A 13,002-nucleotide genomic window follows, 5' to 3' on the forward strand; every position below is an offset into this window, starting at 1 on the left:
CCGAGGCAAGGAGAACGGCCGTGTCCCACAGCACGGTGCCTCGGAGCAGGACCGAGGCCGACACGACGGCGAAGTCCCCGGCGGCATCCGGTGATGCCACCGGGCCGGGTGGCGGACCGCCCGCGGGGAAACTGAGCCTGCGGCACAGGTTCGGACGCGACCGCGTCCTGCTGCTGATGACGCTGCCCGCGCTCGTCCTGGTACTGCTCTTCAACTACGTGCCGATCCTCGGCAACGTGGTCGCCTTCCAGGACTACGACCCCTACATCAGCGAGAACGGGATCGTCTCCATCCTGCACAGCCCCTGGGTGGGGATGGAGAACTTCCAGCGGATCTTCGAGGACTCCGCGTTCTGGCAGGCCGTCGAGAACACGCTCGTGCTGTTCTTCCTCCAACTGGTGCTGTTCTTCCCGATCCCGGTACTGCTCGCGCTGCTCATCAACAGCGTGGTCAGGCCCCGGGTGCGCGCGGTCGCCCAGGCCGTGCTGTACCTGCCGCACTTCTTCTCGTGGGTGCTGGTCATCGCGGTCTTCCAGCAACTGCTGGGCGGCGCCGGGCTGCTCTCGCAGCTGCTGCGCGACCACGGGTACGACGGCATCGACATCATGACCGACCCGAACACCTTCAAGTTCCTGGTCACCGCGCAGGCGGTGTGGAAGGACGCCGGCTGGGGGATCATCGTCTTCCTCGCGGCGCTGGCCGCGGTCAGCCCCGACCTGTACGAGGCTGCCGCGATGGACGGCGCCAACCGGTGGCGGCGCATGTGGCACGTCACGCTGCCCGCGCTCCGTCCGGTGATCGCGCTGCTGCTGGTGCTGCGGGTGGGTGACGCGCTGACCGTCGGCTTCGAACAGATCCTGCTGCAGCGCGACGCGGTGGGACCGGGCGCCGCGGAAGTGCTCGACACGTTCGTGTGGTGGAACGGCGTGCGCAACCAGGACTTCGGCTACGCGGCCGCGGCGGGCCTGGTCAAGGGCGTCATCAGCATCGGACTCGTACTGGCCGCGAACAAGGTGGCCCATCTGATGGGCGAGCAGGGGGTGTACAAGAAGTGACCGCCGTCATGGAGAAACCGGTGCGCGGCCGGTGGGCCGGCCCGCCCCGGCCGGTCTGGGAGGAAGCGCCCACCAGGGGCGGGCTGGCCGGCAAGGCGCTGGTGCTGGGGCTGGCCTGCCTGGGGATCCTCTTCCCGCTGTGGATCGTCGTGGTCACCAGCCTGTCCACGCGCCAGAGCATCGACGAGGCCGGCGGACTGGTGATGATCCCCCAGGACATCACCTTCGTCGCCTACCAGGAGCTGCTCAGCGGCGGCCAGGTGACCCGCGCGGCGATCGTCAGCGTGCTGGTCACCCTGGTCGGTACGGCGTTCTCGATGACGGTGTCCGTGCTGTGCGCCTACGGGCTCTCGCGCAGCGGCTCGCTCGGGCACCGGTGGATCCTGATGACCCTGCTGGCCACGATGTTCTTCAGCGCCGGCCTCATCCCCACCTATCTGCTGGTGCAGACGCTGGGGCTGACCGACAGCTATCTCGCGCTGATCCTGCCCAGCGCCATCAGCGTCTTCAACATCCTGGTGCTGCGCGGCTTCTTCATGGGCATCTCACCCGAACTGACCGACAGCGCGCGGATCGACGGGGCCGGGGACGTCCGGATCCTGTGGCAGATCGTCCTCCCGCTGTCCCGGGCCGTCGTCGCGGTGATCACGCTGTTCTACGCGGTCGGGTACTGGAGCGCGTGGTTCAACGCCTCGCTGTACCTCAACGACCAGGACATGATGCCGCTGCAGAACGTGATGATCCAGCTGGTGCAGAAGCAGGAGGCCCCGGTCGGTCTGGGGCAGGCCATCAAGACGGGCCAGCTGTCCGGGCTCGGGGTGCAGATGGCCGTGATGGTCATGGCGCTGCTCCCGGTCGCCGTGCTCTCGCCCTTCGTCCAACGCCACTTCAAGAAGGGCATGCTGACAGGCGCGGTAAAGGGCTGACCCCAGCCCTTCCACCCCAGCGGGGCAGACCCGCCCCTTCGTCCCAGCGCCGGGCCGGCTCCCCCCGGCCCGGCGCCTCCCGCCACACTCCCCACCAGCCCGCGGGCTGTCGTGCCATACGTCCCCTCAAGCCGCGGGCCGTCGTGCCGCACGTCCCCCAAGCCGCGGGCAGTCGTGCCGCTGGGGCGGCACGGGTGGGCGCGGGCGGCACCGCTCAGCGCCGGGCGCCCGTTCCACCCCGGCACCAGCACCGCGCACCTCCCAAGCACCAGCACCAGCACCCCGCACCGCCCCAACCACCAGCACCCCGCACCACCCCCGTACCCCCGCCCCCGTACACGCCCCCAACCCTGCGAGGTCCCCCATGCTCAGCCGCCGCACCGTCCTCGCCGGCACGGCAGCCACCGCCGCCCTCACCACCCTCCCCGCAGGACAGACCCACGCCCAGGCCCAGGCCCAGACCCAACCCCAACCCGCCACCCCCGCCTACCGCTGGCGCAACGCAGTGATCGGCGGCACAGGATTCATCACAGGCACCCTCTTCCACCCCACCGTCCAAGGCCTCGCCTACACCCGCACAGACATCGGCGGCGCCTACCGCTGGGACGACCGCACAGCCCGCTGGACCCCCCTCCTCGACCACCTCGGCTGGGACGACTGGAACCTCCTCGGCGTAGAGGCCCTCGCCATCGACCCCGCCCACCCCGACCGCCTCTACGCCGCCGTAGGCACCTACGCCCAGCCCTGGGCCTCCAACGGCGCGGTCCTCCGCTCCGAGGACCGGGGCGCCACCTGGGCGCGAACCGACCTCCCCGTCAAGCTCGGCGCCAACGAGAACGGCCGCGGCACGGGCGAACGCCTGCTCGTCGACCCCCGCGACAGCGACACGCTCTGGCTCGGAACCCGCCACGACGGCCTCCTGAGATCCACCGACCGCGGCGCCACCTGGGCCCCCGCAGAGGCGTTCCCCGGCGTGCCCTCCGCCACCGGACAGGGCGTCACCCTGCTGGTCGCCGCCGGCCGCACCCTGTACGCGGGCTGGGGCGACTCCGACGGCACCGCCGCCAACCTCTACCGCACCACCGACGGCACCACCTGGGAGGAGGTCCCCGGCCAGCCCTCCGGCACCGCCGCCAGGGTCCCGATCCGCGCCGCCCACGACCGGTCCGCCCGCCACCTGTACCTCACGTACGCCGACGCCCCCGGCCCCAACGGCCAGTCCGACGGCAGCGTGCACCGCCTGTCCACCCTCGACGGCACCTGGACCGACGTCACCCCGGTGAAGCCCGGCGGGACCGCCGCCGACGGCTCGGCGGACACCTTCGGCTACGGCGGCGTGGCCGTCGACGCCCGCCGCCCCGGCACGGTCGTCGTCTCCACCAACAACCGCTGGGCCGCCGTCGACACCCTCTACCGCAGCACCGACGCCGGCCGCACCTGGACCTCCCTCAAGGACTCCGCGGTCCTCGACGTCTCCGAGACCCCCTACCTCAAGTGGGGCGGCGAACAACCCAAGTTCGGCTGGTGGATCCAGGCGCTCGCCCTCGACCCCCACGACTCCCGGAACCTGGTGTACGGCACCGGCGCCACCCTCTACGGCACCCGCGACCTCAAGCACTGGGCCCCGCGCATCCGCGGCCTGGAGGAGGCGTCGGTGGTGCAGCTCCTCTCACCCCCGGCCGGGAAGGCGCACCTGCTCAGCGGGTCCAGGGACATCGGCGTGATGTACCACGACACGCTCACCGCCTCGCCCTCGCGCGGCATGGCCACGAACCCCGTGACCGGCTCGGCGACGGGCCTCGCGCAAGCCGCGCGGAAACCGGCGTACGTCGTGCGCACCGGCTGGGGCGACCACGGCAACGGCGCCCACTCCTTCGACGGCGGGCGGACCTGGGAGCCCTTCGCCGCCCAGCCCGCCCTCGCCCCGAGCGCGCCGGGCCCGATCGCGGTCAACGCCGACGGCACCGTACTGCTGTGGGTCTTCGTGCACTGGGACGGCACCAGGCACCCCGCCTACCGCTCCGCCGACCGGGGCGCCACCTGGACCGAGGTCGCCTCCTTCCCCAAGGGCGCCACCCCGCTCGCCGACCCCGCCGACCCGGCCCTCTTCTACGCCTACGACACCGACACGGGCACCCTCCTCGCGAGCACCGACGGCGGCCGCTCCTTCACCCCGCGCGCGACCCAACTACCTTCGGGCGACAGCCAGTTCAAGGTCGCCGTCGCGCCGGGCCGCTCCGGCGACCTGTGGCTGAGCGCCAAGTGGAACGGCCTGTACCGCTCGACCGACGGCGGCGCCGCCTTCACCAGGGTCGACAGCTGCTGGGCCTCCTACACCCTCGGCTTCGGCCGGGCCGCCGACGGCACCGGCTACCCGGCGCTCTACCAGGTCGGCTCCACCGAGGCGATCACCGCCGTCTACCGCTCCGACGACGAGGCCGCGAGCTGGGTACGGATCAACGACGACCGCCACCAGTGGGGCTGGACCGGCGAGACCATCACCGGCGACCCCCGGGTGTACGGCAGGGTGTACCTCGCCACCAACGGCCGGGGCGTGCAGTACGGGGAGCCGGTCTGATGCCGGGTCTCCAGGACGTCACCCGCGGCCGCATCCTCTTCGGCGGCGACTACAACCCCGAGCAGTGGCCCGAGGAGACCTGGCGGGAGGACGTCCGGCTGATGCGGCGCGCCGGCGTCAACTCCGTCACCCTCGGCGTCTTCTCCTGGTCCCGGATCGAACCCAGGCCCGGGGCAAGGGAGTTCGGCTGGCTCGACCGCCTGATGGACCTCCTGCACACCCACGGCGTCGGCGTCGTCCTGGCCACCCCCACCGCCTCGCCCCCGCCCTGGCTCGGCCACCTCCACCCAGACACCCTCCCCGTCGACCGGGACGGCCGCACCGAGTGGTGGGGCGGCCGCCAGCACTTCTCCCACTCCAGCGCCACCTACCGCCGCCACGCCGCCGAGATCACCGAGGACCTCGCCGCCCGCTACGCCGGCCACCCGGCCCTGACGATGTGGCACATCAACAACGAGTACTGCACCTACGACTGGGGCGACGAGGCCGCCGCCCGCTTCCGCGACTGGCTGCGCCACCGGTACGCCACCCTCGACGGCCTCAACTCCGCCTGGGGAACCGCCTTCTGGAGCCAGGGCTACGGCGACTGGGCGGAGATCCACACCCCCCGCCACGGGCACTACCTCAACAACCCCTCCCAGGTGCTCGACTTCAAGCGGTTCACCTCCGACATGCTGCTGGAGTGCTACGTCGCCGAACGCGACATCGTCCGCCGGCACACCCCGCACCTGCCGGTCACCACCAACTTCATGCCGCTGTGGGCCGGTCAGGACGCCTGGCGCTGGGCCGAGGAGGAGGACGTCGTCTCCGTCGACCTCTACCCCGACCCCCGCGACCCGCTGGGCGCCCAGCACGGCGCCCTGGTGCAGGACATGACCCGCTCCCAGGCCCGCGGCCCCTGGATGCTGATGGAGCAGGCCGCCGGCGCGGTGAACTGGCGGGGCGTCAACCACCCCAAACCGCGCGGACTGAACCGGCTCTGGTCGCTCCAGGCCGTCGCCCGGGGCGCCGACGCCGTCTGCTACTTCCAGTGGCGCCAGTCCCGGCAGGGCGCCGAGAAGTTCCACTCCGGGATGGTCGGCCACGCGGGGGAGCGGGGGCGCACGTACCTGGAGATCGAGCGGCTCGGCGCCGACCTGGCCAGGATCGCCCCCGAGGTCGCCGGCACCCGCACCGCCCACGACATCGCCGTCCTGCACGACTGGGACTCCTGGTGGGCCGGCGCCCACGAGGGCCGGCTCTCCGGCGAGGTCGACCACGCCCGTGTCCTCACCGCCTGGCACCGGGCCCTGTGGGAGGCCCACCTCGGCACCGACTTCGCCCACCCCGAGCACGACCTCACCCCGTACCGACTGGTCGTCGTACCGCAGGCGTACGCCCTCGGCGACACCGCGATCGACAACCTGCTCGGCCACGTCCGCCGGGGCGGCACCCTCGTCTGCGGCTTCCTCACCGGCGTCGCCGACCCCGACGACCGGGTGCGCCCCGGCGGCATGGACGCCCGGCTGCGCGAACTGTTCGGCATCCGCACCCTGCACGAGTGGTGGCCGCTGGAGGCGGGGGAGAGCGTCGAGTGCGGGGGGCTGCGCGGCACGCTGTGGTCGGAGGAGATCGAGAAGACCGACGACGCCCACGCCGAGGCCGTCTACAAGGGCGGCGAGCTGGACGGCCTGCCCGCGGTCCTGCGCACCGGCCGCGCCTGGTACCTCTCCACCCTCCCCGAGCCGGCGGACCTGAGCGCGCTGCTCCTGCGGATCGCCGGGTCCGCGGACGTACGGCCCGTGCTCGACGGACTGCCCGCCCAGGTCGAGGCGGTCCGCCGCGGCGAGGCCCTCTTCCTGCTCAACCACTCCCGCGAGCCCGTCACCGTCACCGTCCCCGGCACCCACCGCGACCTGCTCACGGACACCACCGTCACGGACGGACTCACCCTCGGCCGGTACGGGGCGGCGGTGCTGAAGCCATGACCGCCGACCCCGTCCACGGCACCTGGGAGAGCGCCCCGGCCGCCCGCTGGGAGGACGGCTTCCTCAGCGGCAACGGCCACCACGGCGCCCTTGTGTTCGGCGATCCGAACGACGACCGGGTCATCGTCACCCAGCACACCCTCGTCCGCCCCAACGGCGGCGAGCACGCCCGCCCCCCGGAGCTGGCCGACGCCCTCCCCGAGCTCCAGGACCGGCTCCTCGCGGGCGAGACCGACGCCGCCGAGAGCTTCACCGACGGCCGCCCCCTGCAATGGGTGCAGCCCTTCCACCCGGCCTTCGCCGTCCGGCTGCGCCGACCGCAGACCGGGGAGCGGCCCGGCGACTACCGCCGCTCGGTCGACTTCACCACCGGCGAGACGACCGCCACCCGCGCCGACTGGTCCAGCCGGGTCTTCGTCTCCCGCGCCGACGACGTGATCGTCCAGCAGGTCACGACCGCCGGACCGCGCCTGGACATCACCCTCGACCACCGCCTGACCGGCGCCCCGGCCGGCCTCGGCATCGGCCAGGGCGCCCTGCTCACCCCCGAGGGCGCCCTGCTCAGCCTGCGCGCCCGCTACCCGGCCGCCGACCGCGCCTACACCGGCGTCACCCTCGTCCTGGTCACCGGCGGCACCCCGGCCCTGGTGCCGCCCGGCGTGCGGATCGAGGGCACCGCCACCGTCCTGCTCCTGACCCGGGTCCGCCGCCACACCGGCGAACTGGACGTCCTGGCGGAGGGCCGCGCCCTGCGCGCCCTGCTGCCCGACGCCGAACCGGACGTCCTCGCGGAGGCCCGCGCCCTCCGGCCCGGCGTCGAACGCCCCTACGAGACGCTCCTCGCCCGGCACCTTCCCCTCCACCGCACCGCCTACCGGCGGGCCGACCTCGACCTCGGCGGCGATCCATCGGACCGCGCCCTGCCCGGCTCCGCCCTGCTGACCCGGCCCCGTAGCGCCGCCCTGCTGGAGCGGCTCTTCGCGGCCGGCCGCTACCACCTGCTCTCCAGCAGCGGACTGCTGCCGCCCCGGCTCACCGGACTGTGGACCGGCGACTGGGACACCGCCTGGTCGGGCGCGTTCACCACCGACGCCAACCTCGGCCTCCAGATCGCCTCGGCCGCCGCGGCCGCCCTCCCGGAGGTCACCGAGGCCCACGCCGCCCTGATCCAGAGCCAGTTGCCGCACTGGCGGGACAACGCCCGCGCCGTCTTCGGCGCCCGCGGGGTGGTGGCCCCCGCCCACACCGACGGCGAGTCCGGACACGTCTACCACTTCAGCCGCGAGTACCCCCTGCACCTGTGGACCGCGGGCGCCGACTGGCTGCTCGGCCCGCTCCTCGACCACGACGCCGTCCGCGGCGAACGCGATCCGCGCACCGCCGCCGTCCTCGCCGAAGTCGCCGAGTTCTACGAGGACTTCCTCACCCGCACCGACGACGAGGGCCGGCTGGTCGTGGTCCCCTCCTACTCGCCGGAGAACCGGCCGGCGAACGCGAGCTGGGGCGCCGTCAACGCCGCCATGGACCTCTCCGCCGCCCGGCACGCGCTGCGCACGGCCGCCGACCACCACCCGGCCCCGCCCGAGCGCGCGGCCCGCTGGCGCGCCCTGGCCGACCGGCTCCCCGCGCACCGCGTCAACGCCGAGGGCGCCCTGGCCGAATGGGCCCACCCCGGCCTCGCGGACTCCTACGACCACCGCCACCTCAGCCACCTCTACGGCGTCTGGCCCCTCGACGAGATCAACCCCTACGACACCCCGCGCCTCGCGGCCGCCGCCCACCGGGCCCTGGAACTGCGCGGCACCGAGAACGACTCCGCGCACGGCCACCTCCACCACGCCCTCGTCGCGGCCCGGCTGCGGGACGGCGAACGGGTCGCCGACGCCCTCGGCCAGGTCCTGGACGGCGACTTCTTCCACGCCTCCCTGATGAGCGCGCACTACCCGGGCCGGGACGTCTACAACGCCGACGCCGCCCACACCCTGCCCGCGGTGCTGATCGAGGCGCTCGTCCAGTCGACCCCCGGCCGGCTGGTGCTGCTGCCCGCGCTGCCGCGCGCGTACCCGCGGGGCCGGATCCGGGGTGTGCGCACCCGGTTCGGCGCCGAGATCGACCTCCACTGGAGCCCGCAGTGTGCGGGCGCGGTGATCCGTCCCGCCCGCACCGTCCGGATCGAGCTGATGACTTCCACCGGCGCGAGACCGCTCGACCTCGTCGCCGGAGAAGACCACGTCCTCACCCCGGGGACGTGGTGACTCCCCGCATTTCCCCCCACCCATGGAAGGGACACCCATGGCAACAACCCGCACACTGGGCCGCGTCGCCCGGGCCCTGCTGGCCCCGGCGCTCGCCCTCGGCGCCACGGTCGGCCTGGCCTCCGCCCCCGCCCACGCCGCGATCTGGAGCTCCTGCGACCAGTGGGGCAACACGACCCTGAACGGCTACACGCTCTACAACAACATCTGGGGCTCCGGCGCCGGCGGCCAGTGCGTCTGGGCCAACTCCGGCACCAGCTGGGGCGCCTGGGCCAACCACCCCAACACCGGCGGCATCAAGTCGTACCCGAACGCGAAGAAGGTGGTCAACAAGTCGATCACCTCGCTCGCCTCGCTGAGCAGCGCCTACAACGTCACCGTCCCGTCGTCCGGCGCGTACAACACCTCGTACGACATCTGGGACACCGACTACGACTACGAGATCATGCTCTGGGTCAACCACAACGGCGCCGTCGGCCCGCTCGGCACCTCGCAGGGCACGGTCACCCTGGGCGGCCACACCTGGAACGTCTACAAGGGCGACAACGGCGCCAACCAGGTCTTCTCGTTCCTGCGCACCTCGGACTCCAACTCCGGCACCGTCAACATCCTGCCGGTCCTGAAGTGGATCAAGGACACCAAGGGCTGGATGGGCAACGAGACCATCGGTGACGTCCAGTTCGGCTACGAGATCACCTCGTCCTCCGGCGGCCTGGACTTCATCACCCACAACCTGACGGTCAGCAGCAGCTGACCCGAAGGCCCCCGACCCGCGAAAGGTGCGGCCGGTCCCTCCCCTACGGGACCGGCCGCACCCGCTATTCGGCGATCGGCAGCCGGGCGCCGTCCCGCAGGAACAGCGGGATGCGGTCCAGCGGGGCGTCGACGGTCACCGCGGCCCCGCCCGGGTACGTCCGCCCGGTCCACGCGTCCGTCCACTCCGCCCCCGCCGGCAGATACACCGTGCGCACGGTGGCGCCCGCCGTCAGCACCGGCGCCACCAGCAGGTCCCGGCCGAAGAGATAGGCGTCGTCGACCGACCAGGACGCCTGGTCCGCCGGGAACTCAAGGAACAGCGGCCGCATCACCGGCAGCCCCTCCTCGTGCGCCTGACGCATCACGTCGAGGACGTACGGCCGGAGCCGCTCGCGCAGCCGCAGGTACCGCTCCAGGATCGGCCCGGCCTCCTCGCCGTACGACCAGACCTCGTTGGGGCCGCCGGTCATGTCCGGGCCCAGGGGCGTGCCGGGGTCGCGGAAGCCGTGCAGGCGCATCAGCGGGGACAGCGCGCCGAACTGGAACCAGCGGACCATCACCTCCCGGTACGCCGGGTCGTCCGGGTCGCCGCCGTGGAAGCCGCCGATGTCGGTGTTCCACCAGGGGATGCCGGAGAGCGCGGTGTTGAGGCCGGCCGCGATCTGGCGGCGCAGGGTCGGGAAGTCGGTGCCGATGTCGCCGGACCACAGCGCGGCGCCGTAGCGCTGACTGCCCGCCCAGGCCGAGCGGTTCAGCGTCAGCACCTCGCTCTCGCCGGCCGCGAGCAGCCCCTCGTGGAAGGTGCGCGAGTTCTCCGCCGGGTAGAGGTTGCCGACCTCCAGGCCCGGGCCCGCCCAGTAGCGCATGTTCTCCTGGAAGCCCGGCTTCAGCTCCGGCTCGCAGGCGTCCAGCCAGAAGGCCGTGATGCCGTACGGGACCAGGTAGTTGTCGCGGATCCGCGACCAGACGAACTCCCGGGCCTCGGGGTTGGTGGCGTCGTAGAACGCCACCTGGACGGTGGAGGCGACCTCCTTGTCCGGCCAGTCGGCGTGCGCCGCCGGTCCGTACTGGGTGCCGATGAAGTAGCCGCGCTGCTCCATCACCGGGTGGTTCTCCGACAGCGGGGACACCGACGGCCAGACGCTGACCACCAACTTCACCCCCAGCTCGTCCAGTTCGCGGACCATCGCCGCCGGGTCCGGCCACTCGCTGGGGTCGAACTTCCACTCGCCGAGGTGCGTCCAGTGGAAGAAGTCGCAGACGATCGCGGACAGCGGCAGCCCCCGGCGCTTGTACTCCCGTGCCACGTCGAGGAGTTCGTCCTGGGTGCGGTAGCGCAGCTTGCACTGCCAGAACCCGGCCGCCCACGCGGGCAGCATCGGCGTACGGCCGCTCACCGCGCTGTAGCGGCGCTGGCCCTCGGCCGGGTCGCCCGCGGTGATCCAGTAGTCGATCTGCCGGGCCGAGTCCGCGACCCAGCGGGTGCCGTTGTGCGCCAGCTCCACCCGGCCGATCGCCGGGTTGTTCCACAGCAGGGTGTAGCCGCGGCTGGAGGTGAGCACCGGGACACTGACCTCGGCGTTGCGCTGGACGAGGTCCAGGACCAGGCCCTTCTGGTCCAGCCGGCCGTGCTGGTGCTGGCCGAGGCCGAAGAGCTTCTCGTCGTCGTAGGCGGCGAAGCGCTGCTCCAGCCGGTGGTGGCCGTTGCCGACGGCCGTGTACAGCCGCGGTCCCGGCCACCAGAAGTGGGCGCGTTCCTCGGCGAGCAGCTCCCCGCCGTCCGAGGTGCGCAGAAAGCGGATCAGTCCCTCGGCGTCCACGTCGACGGTGAGCGCGCCGACGACCAGCCGCCCCCGGCCGTCCTCGATCTTGACGGTGGAGGAGGCGGGCGGCGCCTGTTCCAGCAGCGCGCCCGGCAGGTCCTCCAGCAGCGGCCCGCCGAGCCGGGCCCGCACCCGCACCGCGTCCGGGCCCCACGGTTCGACGCGGACCGTCTCCTGGCGGCCGCTCCACTCCAGCGCGCCGTCGCGCTCGCGGAACGTGCCGACGGTGGGGGAGGACTGCGCCAGGCTGACCTTCACTTGGTTCTCGGCAGGCTGATTCACGAGGCGTACTCCTGAACGATGACAGGGGGAAGCCGCCCCCGCGGGGGCCGCACAGGGGGTCGTACTGATCAGGAAGCGGCCGGTCCCGAGCTGGCCCGGACCGTCAACTCGGGTGCGATGAGCACGACTTCGTCCTCGCCCCGGCCCGCCAGCTTGGCGACGAGATGCGCCACCGCGTGCCGCCCCATCTCCTGGGCGGGGATGGAGACGGAGGTGAGCCGCACCGAGGCCTGGGTGGCGACCTGGTCGGGGCAGACGGCGACCACCGACACGTCCTCCGGCACGGCACGGCCCTGCTGGCGCAGCAGGGCGAGCAGCGGCTCCACCGCCGACTCGTTCTGCACGACGAAGCCCGTGGTGTCCGGGCGCTCGTCGAAGATCCGGGCCAGGGTCACCGCCATCGCGTCGTACCCGCCCTCGCAGGGGCGGTGCAGCAGCCGTACGCCCAGCTCCCGGCCGCGCGAGCGCAGCCCGTCTAGGGTGCGCTCGGCGAAACCGGTGTGCCGTTCGTAGACCGCCGGGGCCTCGCCGATGACGGCGACGTCGCGGTGGCCGAGCGCGGCCAGATGCTCCACGCAGAGCGCGCCGGTCGCCCGGAAGTCGAGATCGACGCAGGTCAGCCCGGAGGTGTCGGCCGGCAGGCCGATCAGCACGGCGGGCTGGTCGGTGTCGCGCAGCAGCGGCAGCCGCTCGTCGTCCAGCTCGACGTCCATCAGGATCATCCCGTCGGCGAGCCCGCTGCGGGTGACCCGGCGCACGGCGTCCGGTCCCTCCTCGCCGGTGAGGAGCAGCACGTCGTAGCCGTGGGTGCGCGCGGTGGTCGCCACCGCGATGGCGATCTCCATCATCACCGGCACGTACATGTCGGTGCGCAGCGGGATCATCAGCGCGATGATGTTCGACCTGCTGCTGGCCAGGGCCCGGGCGCCGGCGTTGGGGTGGTAGCCGAGTTCGCGGATGCTCTGCTCGACCCGGTGCCGGGTGGTCGCGGAGATGGACCGCTTGCCGCTGAGGACATAGCTCACCGTGCTCGCCGAGACTCCGGCGTGCTGGGCGACCTCGGCGAGGGTGACCATCCAGCTCTCCAAGCTTTGTGAAGCGCTTCGACAGTGCGCACGATGAACAGGGGCGGGTGAGGGTGGTTCGACAGTAGCTCCACCGCGAGTGGGTGTCCATAGGTTGTCGAAGCGCTTCGACAGCCAATTGGGCCCAGGCTGTCGAAGTCCGTCGAGTCCGGTCCGCCGGGTCCGTCCGGTCCCTTCGACCCGCCCGGCCCGTCGGGGACACGGTATTGCGTCGACATCGGCCGAACGGCCGCACGCGGGGTGGCCACCCCGCCCCGGATCGGGTACATACGATC

Annotated in this window: 8 protein-coding genes; 6 read left to right on the forward strand and 2 right to left on the reverse strand. The window is 72.7% G+C overall.

Going from position 1 to position 13,002, the window contains the following annotated elements:
- The first annotated feature begins 20 nt into the window (after positions 1 to 20).
- The 6 genes from ABT296_RS10980 (at position 21) to ABT296_RS11005 (ending at position 9,535) form a co-directional block, all read left to right on the forward strand.
- Positions 21 to 1,055 (forward strand): ABC transporter permease, encoded by a 1,035-nt coding sequence (locus ABT296_RS10980; RefSeq protein WP_351925570.1) that lies wholly within the window; start codon positions 21 to 23, stop codon positions 1,053 to 1,055.
- Positions 1,052 to 1,981 carry a carbohydrate ABC transporter permease gene (locus ABT296_RS10985; RefSeq protein WP_351925572.1) on the forward strand — a complete coding sequence of 310 codons (930 nt, stop codon included), beginning with the start codon at positions 1,052 to 1,054 and terminating at the stop codon, positions 1,979 to 1,981. Before ABT296_RS10980 ends, ABT296_RS10985 begins: the two co-directional genes overlap by 4 nt.
- A gap of 364 nt (positions 1,982 to 2,345) precedes the next feature.
- Positions 2,346 to 4,559, forward strand: coding sequence for a WD40/YVTN/BNR-like repeat-containing protein (locus ABT296_RS10990; RefSeq protein WP_351925574.1), 2,214 nt, complete (start codon positions 2,346 to 2,348; stop codon positions 4,557 to 4,559).
- Entirely contained in the window at positions 4,559 to 6,526 is a 1,968-nt protein-coding gene (locus ABT296_RS10995; protein WP_351925576.1) for a beta-galactosidase, read from the forward strand. The genes ABT296_RS10990 and ABT296_RS10995 overlap by 1 nt, the downstream gene beginning before the upstream one ends.
- Positions 6,523 to 8,781 carry a glycosyl hydrolase family 95 catalytic domain-containing protein gene (locus tag ABT296_RS11000; RefSeq protein ID WP_351925578.1) on the forward strand — a complete coding sequence of 753 codons (2,259 nt, stop codon included), beginning with the start codon at positions 6,523 to 6,525 and terminating at the stop codon, positions 8,779 to 8,781. Before ABT296_RS10995 ends, ABT296_RS11000 begins: the two co-directional genes overlap by 4 nt.
- Before the next feature lie 37 nt (positions 8,782 to 8,818).
- Complete coding sequence (locus ABT296_RS11005; RefSeq protein ID WP_351925580.1) at positions 8,819 to 9,535, forward strand: glycoside hydrolase family 12 protein; 717 nt, start codon at positions 8,819 to 8,821, stop codon at positions 9,533 to 9,535.
- Between the two features lie 64 nt (positions 9,536 to 9,599).
- On the opposite strand, the gene ABT296_RS11010 is transcribed toward ABT296_RS11005, so the two are convergent.
- Positions 9,600 to 11,642: a glycoside hydrolase family 31 protein gene (locus ABT296_RS11010; RefSeq protein ID WP_351925582.1), complete on the reverse strand. Its 2,043-nt coding sequence runs from the start codon at positions 11,640 to 11,642 to the stop codon at positions 9,600 to 9,602.
- 68 nt (positions 11,643 to 11,710) lie between these two features.
- Positions 11,711 to 12,718, reverse strand: coding sequence for a LacI family DNA-binding transcriptional regulator (locus tag ABT296_RS11015; protein ID WP_351925584.1), 1,008 nt, complete (start codon positions 12,716 to 12,718; stop codon positions 11,711 to 11,713).
- Positions 12,719 to 13,002: the final 284 nt, after the last annotated feature.

It is taken from the genome of Streptomyces sp. NPDC000983 (assembly GCF_040299205.1).
Classification (GTDB): Bacteria; Actinomycetota; Actinomycetes; order Streptomycetales; family Streptomycetaceae; genus Streptomyces.